17 protein-coding genes are annotated in these 16,244 nt (G+C 70.3%); all 17 read left to right on the top strand.

Annotated features, from left to right (window positions below):
• Positions 1-7 precede the first annotated feature (7 nt).
• The 17 genes from WC326_11490 to WC326_11410 all read left to right on the top strand — a co-directional run bounded on the left by WC326_11490 (position 8) and on the right by WC326_11410 (position 16,183).
• Positions 8-967: an acetyl-CoA carboxylase carboxyltransferase subunit alpha gene (locus WC326_11490; GenBank protein ID MFA7331683.1), complete on the top strand. Its 960-nt coding sequence runs from the start codon at positions 8-10 to the stop codon at positions 965-967.
• On the top strand, positions 960-1,421 hold the full coding sequence (locus WC326_11485; GenBank protein MFA7331682.1) for a thioesterase family protein: 462 nt from the start codon (positions 960-962) through the stop codon (positions 1,419-1,421). Before WC326_11490 ends, WC326_11485 begins: the two co-directional genes overlap by 8 nt.
• Complete coding sequence (locus tag WC326_11480; protein ID MFA7331681.1) at positions 1,418-1,597, top strand: Trm112 family protein; 180 nt, start codon at positions 1,418-1,420, stop codon at positions 1,595-1,597. The genes WC326_11485 and WC326_11480 overlap by 4 nt, the downstream gene beginning before the upstream one ends.
• A 35-nt stretch (positions 1,598-1,632) precedes the next feature.
• A complete protein-coding gene (locus tag WC326_11475) occupies positions 1,633-2,526 on the top strand; it encodes an alpha/beta hydrolase-fold protein (protein ID MFA7331680.1) in 894 nt (297 codons plus the stop codon).
• A 14-nt stretch (positions 2,527-2,540) separates the two neighbouring features.
• Entirely contained in the window at positions 2,541-3,095 is a 555-nt protein-coding gene (locus tag WC326_11470) for a cysteine hydrolase family protein (GenBank protein ID MFA7331679.1), read from the top strand.
• Between the two features lie 137 nt (positions 3,096-3,232).
• Positions 3,233-3,529, top strand: coding sequence for a preprotein translocase subunit YajC (yajC, locus tag WC326_11465; GenBank protein ID MFA7331678.1), 297 nt, complete (start codon positions 3,233-3,235; stop codon positions 3,527-3,529).
• Positions 3,530-3,552: 23 nt separating this feature from the next.
• A complete protein-coding gene (gene def, locus WC326_11460) occupies positions 3,553-4,080 on the top strand; it encodes a peptide deformylase (protein MFA7331677.1) in 528 nt (175 codons plus the stop codon).
• Positions 4,081-4,084: 4 nt separating this feature from the next.
• The gene (fmt, locus tag WC326_11455; GenBank protein ID MFA7331676.1) at positions 4,085-5,044 is read left to right on the top strand and encodes a methionyl-tRNA formyltransferase; all 960 of its coding nucleotides are present in this window, start codon (positions 4,085-4,087) and stop codon (positions 5,042-5,044) included.
• Positions 5,041-5,835: a DUF6588 family protein gene (locus WC326_11450; protein MFA7331675.1), complete on the top strand. Its 795-nt coding sequence runs from the start codon at positions 5,041-5,043 to the stop codon at positions 5,833-5,835. Before fmt ends, WC326_11450 begins: the two co-directional genes overlap by 4 nt.
• Positions 5,836-6,237: 402 nt before the next feature.
• Positions 6,238-7,422 carry a 1-deoxy-D-xylulose-5-phosphate reductoisomerase gene (dxr, locus tag WC326_11445; GenBank protein MFA7331674.1) on the top strand — a complete coding sequence of 395 codons (1,185 nt, stop codon included), beginning with the start codon at positions 6,238-6,240 and terminating at the stop codon, positions 7,420-7,422.
• Positions 7,413-8,534: an RIP metalloprotease RseP gene (rseP, locus tag WC326_11440; GenBank protein ID MFA7331673.1), complete on the top strand. Its 1,122-nt coding sequence runs from the start codon at positions 7,413-7,415 to the stop codon at positions 8,532-8,534. The genes dxr and rseP overlap by 10 nt, the downstream gene beginning before the upstream one ends.
• Complete coding sequence (locus WC326_11435; protein MFA7331672.1) at positions 8,534-9,982, top strand: tetratricopeptide repeat protein; 1,449 nt, start codon at positions 8,534-8,536, stop codon at positions 9,980-9,982. The genes rseP and WC326_11435 overlap by 1 nt, the downstream gene beginning before the upstream one ends.
• 755 nt (positions 9,983-10,737) lie before the next feature.
• Positions 10,738-12,087: a TldD/PmbA family protein gene (locus WC326_11430; GenBank protein ID MFA7331671.1), complete on the top strand. Its 1,350-nt coding sequence runs from the start codon at positions 10,738-10,740 to the stop codon at positions 12,085-12,087.
• A 1-nt stretch (position 12,088) separates the two neighbouring features.
• Entirely contained in the window at positions 12,089-13,528 is a 1,440-nt protein-coding gene (locus WC326_11425) for a TldD/PmbA family protein (protein MFA7331670.1), read from the top strand.
• A 260-nt stretch (positions 13,529-13,788) separates the two neighbouring features.
• A complete protein-coding gene (locus tag WC326_11420) occupies positions 13,789-14,304 on the top strand; it encodes a flagellar basal body-associated FliL family protein (protein MFA7331669.1) in 516 nt (171 codons plus the stop codon).
• Positions 14,305-14,460: 156 nt separating this feature from the next.
• On the top strand, positions 14,461-15,480 hold the full coding sequence (locus tag WC326_11415; protein ID MFA7331668.1) for a hypothetical protein: 1,020 nt from the start codon (positions 14,461-14,463) through the stop codon (positions 15,478-15,480).
• 10 nt (positions 15,481-15,490) lie between these two features.
• Positions 15,491-16,183: a FecR family protein gene (locus WC326_11410; protein ID MFA7331667.1), complete on the top strand. Its 693-nt coding sequence runs from the start codon at positions 15,491-15,493 to the stop codon at positions 16,181-16,183.
• The last annotated feature ends 61 nt before the right edge of the window (positions 16,184-16,244 follow it).

The raw sequence follows: 16,244 nt of genomic DNA, 5'->3' as shown, positions 1-16,244 counted from the left end.
GGTCGACATGGCACAACCGATCCCGCTGGAATTCGAGAAGCCCATCGCCGCCCTGGAGCGGCAACTGGACGAGATGCGCAGCCTGTCCCACTCCACGGGCATGGACATGCGCAGCGAGATCGCCGGGATGGAGGAGAAGCTGGCGCGCCTGAAGGGCGAGGTCTACGGCCACTTGAGCTGCTGGCAGACCGTCCAGCTGGCCCGGCATCCCCAGCGCCCCTTCACGCTGGACTACCTGGAGCGCATCGTCGGCGACTTCGAGGAGCTGCACGGCGACCGGGCCTTCGGCGACGACCACGCCATCGTGGCGGGTTTCGGCCGGCTGGGCGGGCGCAGCGTGGCGATCATCGGCCACCAGAAGGGCCGCGACACCAAGGGCAACATCTATCGCAACTTCGGCATGCCGCAACCTGAGGGCTACCGCAAGGCCCTGCGCGTGATGCAGACCGCCGAGCGCTTCGGGCGTCCGGTGGTGACGCTCGTGGACACGCCGGGCGCCTACCCGGGCCTGGGCGCCGAGGCCCGCGGCCAGGCCGAGGCCATCGCGCGCAACCTCTTCGAGATGGCCCGCCTGCGCGTGCCCATCCTCACCGTGATCATCGGCGAGGGCGGCTCCGGCGGCGCGCTGGCCCTGGCGGTGGGCGACCGGATCCTGATGCTCGAGCACGCCATCTACTCGGTGATCAGCCCCGAGGGCTGCGCGTCCATCCTGTTCCGCGACGCGGGGCGGGCCCAGGACGCGGCGGAGGCCATGAAGTTGACGGCCCCCAATCTGCTGCAGCTGAAGGTGATCGACGAGATCGTCCCCGAGCCCCTGGGCGGAGCGCACCGCGATCCGGACAACGCGGCCATGAGCCTGAAGGAGGCCATCGTGCGGCATCTGGACGTGCTGGAGGCCCTGGACCCCGCCGTGCTGGTGGACCAGCGGGTGGCCAAGTACGAGGCCATGGGGGTCTTCGATGCCTGAACCGGCCCTGACGCCGGTGGGACGGGTCCGCGTGCGCTACGGCGAGACGGACCAGATGCGCTTCGCCTACCACGCCCACGCCGCGGTCTGGTTCGACGAGGCCCGCACCGAGCTGCTGCGCCAGAGCGGCCAGTGCTACCGCGAGCTGGAGGCGGGCGGCCTCTGGCTGCCCGTGCTGGCCCTGCACGTGGACTACCACCGGGCCGCGCTCTACGACGACTGGCTGGAGCTGGCGGCGGGCTTCCGCGCTCACCCGGTGGCCGGCCGGCTCTCGCCCATCCAATTCGAGATTGTCTACGAGATCCGGCGGGGCGCCGAGCTCTGCTACTCGGGCTGGACGCGCCACTGTTTCATGGAAGAGGCGGCGGACGGCCGGCGGCGTGCGCGGCGGATCCCCGCCGCCCTGCGCCCCCTGTTGAGTCCCGCCGGGCCAAGTTCCGAGGAGTGCCCATGAGCGAGCCCCACCCCGTCCCCGAGGACCTGCGCGGCCTCTTCCAGTGCCCGGCCTGCGAGGGAGAGTTGGACTGGAGCCGGGACGACGAGATCCGCTGCCCGGCCTGCGGCCGCGTCTACCCCATCCGCGAAGGCATCCCCGATTTCGTGGTGGACGGGGACTCCGCGCCCGAGTAGGCCCGGAACCCCGCCACTTCCCAGCCGGGAGATCCATGCGCACCCGCGTTCTCATCCTGCTGCTGCTGCTGGTCGGCCGGCCGACGGCGAGTCCCGCCGCCGACTCGGGGCGGCTGGAGTCCCTGGACAGCCTGCGGCTGCCCGGCCTGTTGCCCCGGCCGGTGGAGGTCTGGCTGCCGCCGGGTTATGACGCCAGCAGCGAGCGCTATCCCGTGCTTTACGCCCAGGACGGGCAGAACCTGTTTGACCCCGCCCGCAGCTTCAGCGGCGTGGACTGGGGCCTGGACGAGGCGCTGGCGGCGGGGATCCAGTCCGGGCGCCTGCGGCCCGTGATCGTGGTCGCCGTGGGCAACACGGCCCAGCGCCGCCGCGAGTACACTCCCCGCAGCCTCTACGATCTGGCCACGCCGGCGGAGCAGGCGGAGTTCTGCGCCCAGGAGGGTGGCCCGTCCGTCTCCGACCTCTACCTGGAGGGGCTGGTGGGCGAGCTGATCCCCCGCGTGAACCGGCGCTATCGCACCCTGGGCGGGCCGGAGCAGACCTTCCTGCTGGGTTCCAGCCGGGGCGCGCTGTTCTCCCTGGAAGCCCTGGGCCGCCATCCCGAGGCTTTCGGCGGCGCGGCCTGCCTGTCCACCCACTGGACCCTGGCCGGCAGCCACCTGGAAAACTGGCTGGCCGCGCTCCTGCCGCCGGTCGGCGGGCAGCGGATCTACTTCGACCGCGGCGACCAGACCCTGGACGCGGGCTACGGCCCCGGCCAGGCCCGGGCGGACTCCCTGCTGGCGGCCCGCGGCTGGAGCGTGCCCGAGCGCCGGCTCAGCCTGTTCTTCCCCGGCCACGAACACCACGAACGCGCCTGGCGCCAGCGGGTGGGTCCGGCCCTGGAGTGGCTGCTGGGGCCACCCGCCGCCGCAGCCCCTGAGAACTGAAGACGGGAGGCTCCATGCCCGGCACCCTGCTGCTCATCGATCTACAGAACGACTACTTCCCCGGCGGCGCCTGTGAGCTGGAGGGGGCGGAGGCGGCCCTCGGGCACGCCGGGCGCCTGCTGGCGGCGGCCCGGGAAGCCGGTTGGCCCGTGGTCCACGTGCAGCATCTCTCCCTGAGGCCCGGCGCCGGCTTCTTCCTGCCCGGCACGCCCGGCGCGGAAATCCACCCGGCGCTGGCCCCGCGGCCCGGGGAGGCCGTGGTGGTCAAGCACCAGCCCAACAGCTTCCGGGACACGGGACTGGAGGCCCTGCTGCGGCCCCGGGCGGACGCGCCTTTGCTGGTGGCGGGCATGATGACCCACATGTGCGTGGATTCCAGCGTGCGCGCCGCCTGGGAGCTGGGTTTCGCCGTGCGGCTGGCCGGACAGGCCTGCGCCACGCGGGCGCTGGGCGATCCGGTGGGCGGCGTGCCCGCGGCCCAGGTGCAGGCCGCCTTCCTGGCCGCCCTGCACGGGTTGTTTGCCCGGGTGGAGGAGACATCCACCCTGCTGGACCTGCTGCGCGCCTGAATTCCGGCGGCGGCGCGGGTGCGGCCCGTCCGGGCCCCGGCCGGCCGGCCGCGCCGAAACTGCCGGGCGCGCTCCCCTCAGCGCCCGCCCCATGCTACCTTCCGAGCGGACAAACCCCCAATCAAACGGAGATTTCCATGCCGATTCTTGCCCAGGCGCCCGCGGGTGGATCCATGGGCGGCATGTTGCTGACCTTCGGCCTCATGTTCGCCGTGATGTACTTCCTGATCATCCGCCCCCAGCAGAAGCGTCAGAAGGACCATCAGAAAATGCTGGACGCCCTGAAGAAGGGTGACCGCGTCATCAGCAGCGGCGGGCTGCACGGCGTGGTGAAGGAAGTCCGCGAGGACGTGGTGCTGGTCAAGATCGCGGAGAACACCGTGGTGGAGCTGAGCCGCGGGGCCGTGGCCAGCCGCCGGGGCGGGGACGAATAGCCATCCCGGAGAAAGGAGCCCGCATGACGCCGGAGTCCCCTGAGCTGGAGATCCGCATCATCGGCGACCCTGTGTTGCGCAAGCGCGCGGCGGACGTGACCCAGTTCGGCCCGGCTCTCGAAGAGCTGGCCGACCAGATGTACGAGACGATGGTGGACGCCGTGGGCATCGGCCTGGCGGCGCCGCAGATCGGGCTCTCGCTGCGCTTCCTGGTGGTGGGCATCCCGGATGAGGACAGCGAGGCCCTCAAGTTGATGGCCTTCGCCAATCCGCGCATCGTGGAGAGCGAGGGCGTCTGCCTGATGGAGGAAGGCTGCCTGAGCATCCCCGAGATCCGCGAGGAGGTGGAGCGCCCGGAGCGCATCCGCCTGCAGTGGCAGGATCTCGCCGGCACCCCCCAGGACGCGTGGTTCGAGGACATCGAGGCGCGGGTGATCCAGCACGAGCTGGACCACTTGGAGGGCGTGCTCTTCGTGGACCGGATCAGCCCGGCGCGCAAGGCCACGCTCAAGCGCCGGCTGGCCCTGATCCAGCAACGCGGCCGGCTCTAACGACATGGGACGACTGGTCTTCATGGGCAGCCCGGAGTTTGCGCTGCCCTCCCTGCAGCTCCTGCTGGACGCGGGGCACGAGGTGGTCCTGGTGCTCTCGCGGCCGGACCAGCCCGCCGGTCGCGGGCGCACGCTCACGCCCACGGCGGTGAGCGCCTTCGCCCGGGCACGGGGCCTGCCCCTGGAGACCCCCGCCCGCCTGCGCGATCCGGTCCTGCGCGACCGCTTGTCCGAGCTGCGCCCCGACCTGTTCGTGGTGGTGGCCTACCGCATCCTGCCCCCCTCTCTGCTCGCCGTGCCCCGGCTGGGGTCCATCAACCTGCACGGCAGCCTGTTGCCCGCCTACCGCGGCGCCGCCCCGGTGGAACGCGCGCTCTGGAACGGCGAGGCCACCACGGGCCTGACCACCTTCCTGCTGGAACAGGGCGTGGACACGGGGGAGATCCTGGGCGCCACGGAGCTCTGCATCGGTCCGGACGAAACGGCGGGCGAACTGCGCGAGCGCATGAGCCGCGCCGGGGCGCCGCTGCTGGCGGCCAGCGTCGCCGCCGTGCTGGAGCGGCGGGCCCTGCCCCGTCGGCAGCCGGAGGGCGAGTTTCCCCTGGCGCCCAAACTGGGTCCGGCGGACCGGCTGCTTAACTTCACGCTGCCGGCGGCGCACCTGCACAACCGCGTGCGGGCCCTGTCGCCCGAGCCCGGCGCCCTGGCCCTGTTCCGCGGCCAGCCGCTGCAGGTGCTGCGGACGAGCCGGGTGCCGCAGGCCGAGCCCGGTGAACCCGGACGCCTGCAGGTGCGGGCCAAGCGGCTCTACCTGGCCTGCGGCGACGGCGAACTGGAGATTCTGGAACTGATGCCCGCCGGCCGGAAGCGGCTGGCGGCCCAGGCCTGGCTGGCGGGAGCGCGGCTGGGCGACACGGACAAGCTGGTGGCCGCGCCGGCCCCAAGCACGGGAGAGGACACATGAAGATGGCACGATTCGTGGTGGCGGGACTGCTGTCCGCTCTGGTCCTGGCCCCGGCCCGGGCCGCGACGAGCTTCGACGACCTGCTGGAATCGGTGGGCGTGGGCGTGCAGGACTACGCCCAGCCGTTGGGCGACGCGGCCACGCTGCTGGCGGGCGGCGGCGCCTATCACGGCGCGCGCTCCAAGGGCGTGGCGGGCTTCGACCTGGGCGTCAAGCTGCTGCTGGTTCCGGTGAGCAGCGGGGATCCGGCCGCCGGCACCATCCTGGACCAGACGGACGTGAGCGCCGTAGGCCTGCCCATGCTGGTGGCCAACAAGGGCCTGATCAAGGGCCTGCAGGTCGGCGCGCGCTACATGAGCCTGGAGTTCAATAAGGATGTGGGCCAGCTCAGCCTGCTGGGGGCCTCCCTGCGCTTCGAATTGAACGAGCTCTTCCACGTGCCGCTGCTGATGCCGCGCATCGGCGTGCAGGGCGACTGGAATCAACTGAAGATCGGCGAGTCCGTGACCAACACGACCACGGGCGTGGACCTGATCGTCTCCAAGTCCTTCATCTTCCTCGAGCCCTACGCGGGCATCAGCCTGCTCAAGGGCAGCACGGACCTGGAGTACACCTACACGCCGGCCAGCCCCGCCCCGCCGCAGAAGATCAGCACCAGCCTGGACTCCGACGCCACGCGCCTGGCGGTCGGCGTGAACATCACGCCCTTCCCGCTGCTGCGCGTCAACGCCGAGTACGCCCTGGGCGACTACAACACCATGACGGTGGGCGTGCTGCTGAGCCTGTTCTAGGCCGGGGAGAGAATGGCGGCCTGTTCTTTGGAGCCTCTCAAGACTGTAACACAGAGTCACAGAGTCACAGAGCACAGTGAATACGTGAGACACTGCGGGTCAAGGTAGAGTGAGGTGAAGCCCAACGGGCTGAACCAGAACCAGGTGGTGACGCTTTCAAGCGGAACCAACTACGCGGTTGCAGGAAGGCCAAACTGCCGCCAGCGGAAGCCCGCCGGGAGGCGGGCTGACTCTGGCGGGTGAGAAAAAGCGCCTCTTTGGCTCCACCTTTCTGGCGCCAGCAGAAAGGTGGAAAACAAGGCGCCCGGCCATTGACGGTGGATGACTGGCGAGATGACGGGATCCCCCGGTCGAGCCGGGGGATGACGAGCGAAACGAACAGGAACCAGAAAGAAAGGCTCGATGCCCAATCGCGATGGCATCCTGCTGCTGGGGTCCACGGGCTCCATCGGTGAATCCACCCTGGACGTGATCCGGCAGCATCCGGAGCGCTTCCGCGTGGTGGGCCTGAGCGCCGGACAGCGCTGGGAGCGGCTGGCCGAGCAGGCCCGCGACTTCCGGCCCGACTTCGTCCACGTGGACGAGGCCCACGCCGGGCTGTTGCGCCAGGCGCTGGCGGAGACGGGGATTGAGGTGCTGAGCGGGCGCGCCGCCCTGGTGGAACTGCCCGAGCGGCCGGGCGTGGATACGCTGTTCTCAGCCCTGTTGGGCACTGCGGGCCTGGAACCGCTGATGCGCGGACTGCGCGCCGGCCGGCGCATCTGCTTCGCCAACAAGGAACCGCTGGTCACCGCCGGCCAGGCCGTGATGCGCGAAGTCCGCGCCCTGGGGGCCGTTTTCCTGCCCGTGGACAGCGAGCACAGCGCCATCCTGCAGTGCCTGCAGGGCGAGCAGCCGGAGGACCTGGAGCGGATCTGGCTCACCGCCTCCGGCGGGCCCTTCCGGGGCTGGAGCCGCGAGCGCTTCCGGGCCGCCACCCGGGAGGAGGCCCTGCGCCACCCCACCTGGACCATGGGGGCCAAGATCACCATCGACAGCGCCACCATGATGAACAAGGCGCTGGAGATCATCGAGGCGGCCTGGCTCTACGACCTGCCGGAGGAGCGCATCGGCGTGCTGATCCACCCGCAGTCCATCATCCACTCGATGGTGGAGTTCCGGGACCACAGCGTGAAGGCCCAGCTGGGGCTGCCGGACATGCGCATCCCGATCCTCTACGCGCTCTGCTGGCCGCGGCACGAGCGGCTGGAGATGGCGAGCCCCGACTGGACGCGGCTGGGCCGGCTGGAGTTCGAGGAACCGGACCTGGCGACCTTCCGTTCGCTGGGCCTGGCCCGCGAGGCCCTGCGCCTGGGCGAGGGCTGGCCCTGCGTGCTCAACGCCGCCAACGAGGTGGCCGTGGAGCTGTTTCTCGAGGACGGTCTGGCCTTCGGGCAGATCGTGGACCTGGTGGAGGAGTCCCTGGCGGCCTACTCCGGCGGCCACAGCGGGCTGGATGAACTGATCGACCTGGATGCGGAGACGCGCCGCCGCACGCGCACCCTGGCGCGGACGCTGGCCCAAGCAAGGAATACGACGTGCTGCTGACGACCCTGTCCTTCGTGGTGGTGATTGGAGTCATCATCCTGGTTCACGAGTGGGGCCACTTCATCGCGGCGCGCCTGACGGGCATCCGGGTGGACACCTTTTCCATCGGCTTCGGGCCGGCCCTCTGGAAGCACCGGCGGGGCGACACGGAGTACCGCCTGGCCTGGTTCCCGCTGGGCGGCTACGTGAAGATGGCCGGCATGGTGGACGAGAGCCTGGACGACGAGGACGCCATCACGGGCGCGCCGGACGAGTTCATGTCCAAACGCACCTGGCAGAAGGCCTTCGTGATCTCCGCCGGCGTGATGATGAACGGCATCCTGGCCGTCGTGCTCTACACCTGCATCGCGGCCTTCTGGGGCGTGGGCCGGCCCTCGCCGGAGGCCGTGCTGGGCGGGCTGCGGCCCGACATGCCCGCGCTGGCCGCCGGCCTGCAGGGGGGGGATCGCGTGCTGAGCGTGGACGGGACTCCGGTGGCCGACTGGGAGTCCCTGGCCGGGGCCATCCACGCGCGGCCCGGGCGGAGCGTGGAGCTGCGCGTGCTGCGCGCCTCCACGCCGGACACCCTGCAGATCTTCGTCAAGCCGCAGGAGTCGCTCCAGCCGGGCAAGGGCAAGGTGGGGCTGATCGGCATCGAACCCGACGTGGTGGTGGAGCGCGTGGGTCCGCTGGGCGCCCTGGCGGCGGGTCTGGCCCGCACCGGCGCCGAGTGTGTCACGGCCTACCAGACCATCGCCGCGCTGGTCACGGGCCAGGCGGGCCTCAAGGACCTGGGCGGACCAATCCTCATCGCCCAGATGTCCGGCCAGAGCGCCCGGGGCGGCTTGGCGGTCTTCTTGAGCTTCCTGGCCTTCATCTCGGTGAACATCGGCTTCCTCAACATCCTGCCCATTCCCGTGCTGGACGGCGGCCACCTGGTCTACATCGCCATCGAGGCGGTGATCCGCCGGCCGCTGCCGGTCAAGCTCAAGCTCTGGATCCAGCAGGCGGGAATGATCCTGCTCCTGCTGGTGATGGTGCTGGTGATGAAGAACGACGTGCTGCGGCTGATCCAGCCGGACAAGCCCGTCGCCAGCCAGGCCGCGCCGGACTCCACGGGGGACGGCCGCTGATGCGCTGGCTCACCCTGCCGCTCCTGGTCCTCCTGTTTCAGGCCTGCGCGCCGAGCCTGCGCGCCGGTCTGCACGCCGAGCCCGGGCCCCCGACGCCGGGCGCCGCCTTGCCGGCCCTGCCGGATGGCGAGAACCTCCAGGACCGGCTGGTGCTGCAGGGCAGCCTGGCCGAGATGCGCGGGGATCTGCCCCAGGCCGTGGCCGTCTACCGGCGCGCCCTGCAACAGCCCGCGGCCCCGCGCGTGGCGGGGCTCTCCCTGTTCCGCCTGGCCCTGCTCACCGCCGACGGCACGGCCCTGGAAGAGGCGGGCAACTGGCTGCTGGAGCACGCCCCGGCGACACCCGAGGGCGGGCTCTGGCTGGACCGCCTCTACGCCGCCGAGCGTCTGCCCGAATTGCGCCAGGCCCTGGCCCAGCTCCCCGACAGCATCCGGCCCGCCCTGCGCATCCAGCTGCTGCTGGACTCCAGCCGGGACCTGCCCGCCAGCGCGGCCCAGGAACGCGAGCAGGAGCTGGAGCGGCGCTTCCGCCAGCTGCTGACCCTGGACGCCGCGGCCTGGGAGCGGCGCGAGATCCGCCCGCGCCTGTTCTGGGAGCAGACCCTGGCCTTCGCCTTCCGCTTTGGCCGCGCCTCCACAGTGGCGGCCTGGATCGACAGTTCGCGCCTGGCCGAGCGCGAGCCCGCCGCCTGGCTGGCCCGCTGCCGCCTGGCCGCCTTTCAGGAGGATCTGGTGAGCCTGCGGCGCGCCCTCGGCCGCGGCCGGGCGCTGGATTCGCTGGAGGCCTTCTATCCGCTGATGGAGGGCCGCCTGGCCCTGGCGGACGGACTGCCCGAGGAGGCCCTCAGACAGCTGCGCGAGGCCCGGCGGCTGGACCCCGAGGATCCCGGCGTGCTTAGCCTGCTGGAGGTGGCCCTGGAGGAGAACGGCCGGCTGGACGAGGCCGAATCCACCCTGCGCCTGCTGGTGAAGGTGACGCCCGAGGACCCCGCCGTCTGGATGCGGCTGGCCGCTCTGCTGGAGAACCAGGAGCGGCGCGACGAATCCCTGGCCGTCTACGCCCGCGCCCTGGAAACCCTGGGCGACGAAGGGGCCGGCGCTCTGCTGAAGAACAATTACGCCTATCTGCTGGCGCTGGAAGGGCGCGAGCCCGGGCTGGCCCAGGACCTGGCCCGCCAGGCGGTGGCGGAGGAGCCGGGCAATCCGGCCTTCCGGGACACGCTGGGCTGGCTGCTGTTCCAGGCCGGTCAGTACGCGGCGGCGGAGGAGGAGTTGCAGCGGGCCTACGACTTGTGCCGCGGCCAGCTGGATCCGGAGATCCTGGAGCACCTGGGGCACCTGCGGCAGCGCCAGGGCCGCCAGGCGGAGGCCGACGCGCTCTGGCAGAAGGCGCTGGAACTGGGGGCGCCCGCGCCCGAGGCCGCCCCGGGACCCGTGGCTAGGCCTTAGCGACGGATAGGCTCTTTCACCACAGAGGCACAGAGGCACAGAGGGCGATTGTGTTGCCGCGGTGGACTCCAACGCGAGGCCGCGCGCACGTGCAGCACGAAGACGCCAAGGCTCGAAGTGGCGTGTGACAAGAGATGGGCATCACCAACTCGGCGCCTTGATGATGGATTGTGACGAATGGCCGAACCTCAGGCTCTCCCCCCCATCCCGTCCTTCCCCCACTTCGCGGGGGAAGGGGTCGCACGGACGGATGTGACACGGATGTGTGATGTGACACGGATGTGTGAGGTGAAGGCCTTTAGGCCTGAACCAAAACCAGGTGGTGACGCCGTCAGGCGGAACCAACTGCACGGAGACAGGAAGCCCAAACGCCGGCCAGCGGAAGGCCACCGTGAGGTGGCCTGACTCTGGCCGCTGAGAAAAAGCGCCTCTTTGGCTCCACCTTTCTGGCGCAAGCAGAAAGGTGGAAAACATGCCAGCCCGGAGATCTCCGGAGTGAGTGATGGGCACGCCCCCATCCCATCGCGCCCCGGCGTTGCCGGGTCGCGCCTTCCCCCGCGGGGCGCGAGGGAAGGGAATCGGCTTCGCCTCGCTCAAGCCGAGGGATGACGAGCGTGTCACGCGCAACCCGTGCAGTTCCCTATCGCAAGGGAAGGGGTCGCGCTGGCGGACGAGAACGGGTCAACGGATATTCCGCGCCGCCGCCGGCTCTGGGGAGCCGACCGACGCTTCACGTGACAGCCTGTGAGGACCGCATGAGTGTCTACACAAAGCGGCAGCTCGACGAGATCCTGGAGCGGACCCTGGACGAGTGCCGGGGACTGGATCGCGCCGAATTGCGCCTGGAGATCAGCGGCGAAGCACTATCCCGCTTCGCCAACAACGGCATCCAACAGAACTTGAGCCAGCAGGACGCCCTGCTGCACGTCACCCTCGTGGAGCGCGGCCGACTGGGGCTGGCCCAGACCAACCGCCTGGACGCCGCCGGAGTGGGCGCCGTGGTGGAGAGCGCCCGGCGCGTGGCCGCGCTGCAGGATCCCGCCAAGGACCTGCTGCCCCTGGTGGGCTCCTGCCCCACGCCCGAGCGTGACGTGCTGGATGCGGAGACCGCCGCCTGGGGTCCCGAGGAGAAGGCCCAGGGCCTGGCCGCCACCTTCGAGCTGGCCCGCGCCGAGGGCTTCGAGGCCAGCGGCATCCTCACCAACGCCTGGACCCAGCTGGCCATCGCCAACAGCGAGGGGCTGCGCTGCCACTACCAGAGCAGCCGCGCGCGCTTCTCCACCACCTTCCACGGCGCCGACGCCTCGGGCTGGACGGAGGGCCAGGCCCGCTCCTTCCGCGGGCTGGACATCGAGGCCCTGAGCCGCGAGGCCTGCCGCATCGCCCGGGCCGCCCAGGCGCCGCAGCCCGCCCAGCCCGGCCCCTGGACCGTGATCCTGCCCCCCGCCGCGGTGGCGGACCTGGTGATGTTCCTCAACTGGCTGGGCTTCGGCGCCCAGGACGATCTGGCCGGCACCAGCCCGCTGGCGGGCAAGGCCGGGCAGCGCCTGTTCTCGCCCCTGTTCAGCGTGACCGACGACGCCGGCCACCCGCTGGCCGACGGCCTGCCCTTCGACTACGACGGCCTGGAGCGGCAGCGCGTGCCGCTGGTGGAGCAGGGCGTGTTCCAGGGCACGGTCCACGACCGCGTGACCGCCAAGCAGGCCGGCAAAGTGAGCACGGGCCACGCCCTGCCGCGGCCCAATCCCCACGGCCCCTTCCCGGGCAACCTGATCGTGGCGCCCGGCGAGTCCAGCCTGGACGAACTGGTGGCGGGCACGGAGCGCGGCCTGTTCGTCACGCACCTGCACTACACCAACGTCCAGGACCGCAACGAGATGCTGCTGACCGGGATGACGCGCGACGGCCTGTTCCTGATCGAGAACGGGAAGATCAGCCACCCGGTGCGCAACATGCGCTTCACCGAGAGCCTGTTCCACGCCTTCTCCAACGTGGAGGCGGTGACCCGCGACCAGGCCCTGCACGGCGGCTTCTTCGGCGGCGGTTTCGTGCTTCCCGGCATGAAGATCCGGGACTTCCACTTCACCAGCGAAAGCGGATTCTGATATGAAGGACATGCTGAACCTGGCGCTGGACGCCGCCAAGGGCGCCGGCGCGGATTTCGCGGACATCCGCATCGTCAACACCCGCCGTCAGGTCGTGCAGACCCGCAACGGCGAACTGGCCGGCCTGACGGACAGCGAGGATCTGGGCTTCGGCGTGCGCGTGCTGGCCGGCGGCGCCTGGGGCTTCGCCTCCTCCAACCGCCTGGAGCCCGCCGAGCTGCGCAGCAAGGCCGTGGAGGCCGTGCGCATCGCCCGGGCCAGCGCCACGCTCAACCGGGAATCCGTCCAGCTGGCGCCGGAGCCGGCCTGGCAGGACTTCTGGCAGACGCCGATCCAGATCGACCCCTTCACCGTCAGCCTGCAGGACAAGCTGGGCCTGCTGCTGGCCTGCGACCGCGTGCTGCGCGCCGATCCGCGGATCAAGGAGGCCGCGGCCTCCATGAGTTTCCTGCGCGAGCACCAGTACTACGCGTCCTCGGAGGGCGCGCGCATCGAGCAGATCCTGATCCGCAGCGGCGCGGGCTACACGGCCACGGCCGTGGAGAACGGCGAGGCCCAGGAGCGCAGCTATCCCATGAGCCACGGCGGCCAGTACATGGGCCTGGGCTGGGAGCTGATCCTGGCCCTGGACCTGGTGGGCAACGCCGAGCGCGTGCGCGAGGAGGCCATCGCCCTCCTGTCCGCGCCCCAGTGCCCGAGCGGCGTATTCGATCTGATCCTCAAGCCCCAGCAGTTGGTGCTGCAGATCCACGAGAGCGTGGGCCACGCCAGCGAACTGGACCGCGTGCTGGGCTACGAGGCCAACTACGCGGGCACCAGCTTCGCCACCACGGACAAGCTGGGCACCTTCCGCTACGGCTCGCCCATCGTCAACCTGATCGCCGACGGCACCGTGCCCGGCGGACTGGCCACCCAGGGTTACGACGACGACGGCGTGCGCCAGCAGCGCTGGCCCATCGTCCAGGAGGGCATCCTCAAGGGCTACATGACCAACCGCGAGCTGGCCCAGCGCATCGGCGAGGAGCGCAGCCGCGGCTGCAACCGCGCCGAGGGCTGGTTCCACCTGCCGATCACGCGCATCAACAACCTCTCGCTGATGCCCGGCACCCACAGCTGGGAGCAGCTGGTGGGCGAGGTGGAGGACGGCGTGATCATGGACGCCAACAAGTGCTGGAGCATCGACCAGCAGCGTCTCAACTTCCAGTTCGGCTGCGAGATCGGCTGGCGTGTCAAGCAGGGCAAGGTGACGGGGCTGGTGAAGAACCCCACCTACCAGAGCATGACGCCCGTCTTCTGGGGCGCCTGCGACGCCATCTGCGGGCCGGATGAATGGAAACTGGTGGGCGTGGCCAACTGCGGCAAGGGCCAGCCCGGCCAGACCGCCGAGATGAGCCACGGCTCCAGCCCGGCGCGCTTCCGGGGGATCCAGCTCGGGGTGTGACAGGCCCTTGGGACCAGTTGACCACAGAGGCACAGAGACACAGAGACCCAGAGAGAGAAGTGGAATTGGATTTGCGCCGGGTAGTGAGCTGGCGGTCCGATTGCACGACTTCGTTCGACAAGACAATGCTAAAAGCCTGTCCGTGTCTCTGTGTCCCTGTGCCTCCGTGTTGAGAGCGCCGACCGAGAGTCCAGCCCGGGTCAAGTTCCCGGCAAAGCTGCCGATGAGGGACGGGTCGCAGTCCTTTGCAGAGGTGTATCATGGTCAAGAAGGTGGGTCTGGTCCTGGGCATGCTGGTGATCCAGGGGGCCCTGGTCTATTTCCTGATCCAGTGGCTGGGCTCCAGCCCGACTCCCGCCCCGGGCACGGAGCAGGTGGAGGAGGGGCACGGCAAGGACGAGAAGGCCGGCCACGGGAAGGAGTCCGGCAAGGGCGAGGACGGCGAGAAGAAGGAGAAGAACTACGAGTTCGGCGCCGTGCACGCCATTCCCGACCTGATCATCAACCCCAAGGGCTCCGCCGGCCGGCGCGTCTTCAAGATCAGCCTGTCGCTGGAGTACGACCCCAACAACCCCGAACTGGCCAAGGAACTGGAGGAGCGCACGCCCTTCATGCGCGATTACCTGATCAGTTACCTGGGCTCCATGAACGAAGATTCTCTCTCGGACATTTCCTATCGTGAGACCATTCGGGACAGCTTGAGCATCGCCTTGAACCGCTTCCTGAGCGACGGCGGGGTGGACCGGGTCCTCTTCCAGGACTTCATCCGCCAGTAGCCCCGATCCGGTTGCCGACGTCTGCCGGGCGGCCCGCTGTCTCACGTGCGCCGGATGCGCGCCGTCACATGGGCCCGCCGGCAGTTCGTTATCCTGTCGGCCGTGTTCCGGTGGCGGAGGCCCCGCCCGGCCGGTCCAAATCGGGAGATTCCACACATGAACACCCGTGCGCTCTGGCTGGGACTGCTGCTGGCAGCCGCCGGCCTGGCCCAGGCCCAACCCCTGATCCAGATCAACCTGCCCGTGGCCTACGACCTCTACTTCGTGGGCGACCTGGATCCCCGCGGCGACTTGAGCGGCGTGGGGCAGGAGATCACCGTGCAGGTGAGCAACCTGGCCCTGGGCACCTACAACCTGGACGTCGAACTGAGCTACGGCGGCACCTGGCTGGCCCAGGGCCACGTGAACAACATCCTGGTGAGCGAGTCCCAGCTGGGACCCTGGAGTCTGGCGCAGATCCGCGCCGACCAGGTGCCCGGCTTCAACGGCTCGGGCGACTTCAACGACGCCTTCCTGGAGCAGATCTCGGGCAACGCGCTGCCCTCGGGCGTCTACACGGTGGCGGCGACGGTGACCTCCGTCCTGCCGGCGCTGCCCCCGGTCAGCACCTCGTCCTCCTTCATCATCAACGACCCGCGCCGCGTGGACCTGCAATCGCCCTGGGACGGCGCGGTGCAGTCCATGGCGGAGCCGGTCTTCAGCTGGAGCGGCCGGGCCTCCACCTACTTGATCAAGGTCTGCGAATTCGACCGCGAGCGCCACGGCAGCCCCCAGGAGGCCCTGGAGGGCGAGGCCATGTGGCAGGCGACGGTGCCGGGCCAGACCAGCGTGATCTACGGCGAGCTGGGTTCTGCGCGGCCGCTGCAGACCGGCCGGCAGTACGTCTGGAACGTGGAGGCCGTGCTGAACACGACCTCGGGTCGCCGGCAGTTCGCCAGCGCCATCCGCACCTTCACCTTCAGCCAGGGCGGGGACGCGCCGGAGCAGGGCCTGAACAACCTGCTGGGCGGCCTCAGCCCGAGCCAGCTGGCCGGCCTGGCCAACCTGCTGGAGAATTACCGGCTGAACGGGACCATCCTGGTGGACGGGCGGCCGGTGAGCCTGGCGGAGTTCGAGGGCATCCTGCAGCGCATCGCCTCCGGCGAGCTGAACATTTCATCCATCCGCATCGAGTAGGAGGCGCGGCATGAGGACGACCAAGGGCGGCCGGCTGGCCGCGTGGGTGCTGGCCCTGGCCCTGCTGCTGGGCGCGGGTCCGGGCGCGTGGGCCGCGGAGGCCGCCAAGAGCGTGGCCGTGACGGTGAAGGCCACGGGCGAGGTCTTCCTGGCCGCCGGCGGCGGCAAAACCGAGAAGGCGCTGAAGACGGGCGACCGCCTGAACGACGGCGACCGGGTGCGCACCGGGGCCGACGGCCGGGCCGTGCTGGTCTTCACCGACGACAAGAGCCAGCTCAAGCTCACGCCCCAGACCGACCTGGTCCTGCACGCCAAGCGGGCGGGCAACCGGACGGACAAGGAAGTGGAGTTGAGCACGGGCACCCTCTGGAGCAAGGTGACGCGCCAGCAGGGCGAGTTCCGCATCGCCACGCCCACCTCCGTGGCCTCGGTCAAGGGCACGGCCTGGTGGACGCGCACCAATCCGGCGCTGACAGAGATCATCACCGAGGAGGGGATCGTCGCGCTGCTCTCCCGGCGCACGGGGGAGAGCGTGGACGTCGTGATGGGCCGCACGGGTTCTTCCGACGGCGACCACTCCAACGTGCGCGAGACCACGCCCGACGACCAGCAGGGCCTGGAGCGCGGCGAGCTCAGGCGCATCGTCATGCCCATCACCGACGGCGACCAGACGCGCGAGCTGATCATCGAGTACTACGAGTAGCCGTCCCGGACGGCCGCAGCACACCATCGCACCATCACCCGCGGCGTCGCAAGGCGCTGCG

The organism is Candidatus Delongbacteria bacterium (assembly GCA_041675285.1).
GTDB lineage: Bacteria > CAIWAD01 > CAIWAD01 > CAIWAD01 > CAIWAD01 > CAIWAD01.
This window is presented reverse-complemented; position numbering and strand designations above follow the sequence as displayed.

Bases quoted from the DNA above. Each gene is read 5' to 3' on its own strand.
- WC326_11450 (MFA7331675.1), top strand. From the start codon at position 5,041: ATGAAGATGGCACGATTCGTGGTGGCGGGACTGCTGTCCGCTCTGGTC.
- WC326_11470 (MFA7331679.1), top strand. From the start codon at position 2,541: ATGCCCGGCACCCTGCTGCTCATCGATCTACAGAACGACTACTTCCCC.
- WC326_11430 (MFA7331671.1), top strand. From the start codon at position 10,738: ATGAGTGTCTACACAAAGCGGCAGCTCGACGAGATCCTGGAGCGGACC.
- WC326_11485 (MFA7331682.1), top strand. From the start codon at position 960: ATGCCTGAACCGGCCCTGACGCCGGTGGGACGGGTCCGCGTGCGCTAC.
- WC326_11435 (MFA7331672.1), top strand. From the start codon at position 8,534: ATGCGCTGGCTCACCCTGCCGCTCCTGGTCCTCCTGTTTCAGGCCTGC.
- WC326_11410 (MFA7331667.1), top strand. From the start codon at position 15,491: ATGAGGACGACCAAGGGCGGCCGGCTGGCCGCGTGGGTGCTGGCCCTG.
- dxr (MFA7331674.1), top strand. From the start codon at position 6,238: ATGCCCAATCGCGATGGCATCCTGCTGCTGGGGTCCACGGGCTCCATC.
- WC326_11490 (MFA7331683.1), top strand. From the start codon at position 8: ATGGCACAACCGATCCCGCTGGAATTCGAGAAGCCCATCGCCGCCCTG.
- def (MFA7331677.1), top strand. From the start codon at position 3,553: ATGACGCCGGAGTCCCCTGAGCTGGAGATCCGCATCATCGGCGACCCT.
- WC326_11415 (MFA7331668.1), top strand. From the start codon at position 14,461: ATGAACACCCGTGCGCTCTGGCTGGGACTGCTGCTGGCAGCCGCCGGC.
- WC326_11475 (MFA7331680.1), top strand. From the start codon at position 1,633: ATGCGCACCCGCGTTCTCATCCTGCTGCTGCTGCTGGTCGGCCGGCCG.
- WC326_11420 (MFA7331669.1), top strand. From the start codon at position 13,789: ATGGTCAAGAAGGTGGGTCTGGTCCTGGGCATGCTGGTGATCCAGGGG.
- WC326_11480 (MFA7331681.1), top strand. From the start codon at position 1,418: ATGAGCGAGCCCCACCCCGTCCCCGAGGACCTGCGCGGCCTCTTCCAG.
- fmt (MFA7331676.1), top strand. From the start codon at position 4,085: ATGGGACGACTGGTCTTCATGGGCAGCCCGGAGTTTGCGCTGCCCTCC.
- WC326_11425 (MFA7331670.1), top strand. From the start codon at position 12,089: ATGAAGGACATGCTGAACCTGGCGCTGGACGCCGCCAAGGGCGCCGGC.
- yajC (MFA7331678.1), top strand. From the start codon at position 3,233: ATGCCGATTCTTGCCCAGGCGCCCGCGGGTGGATCCATGGGCGGCATG.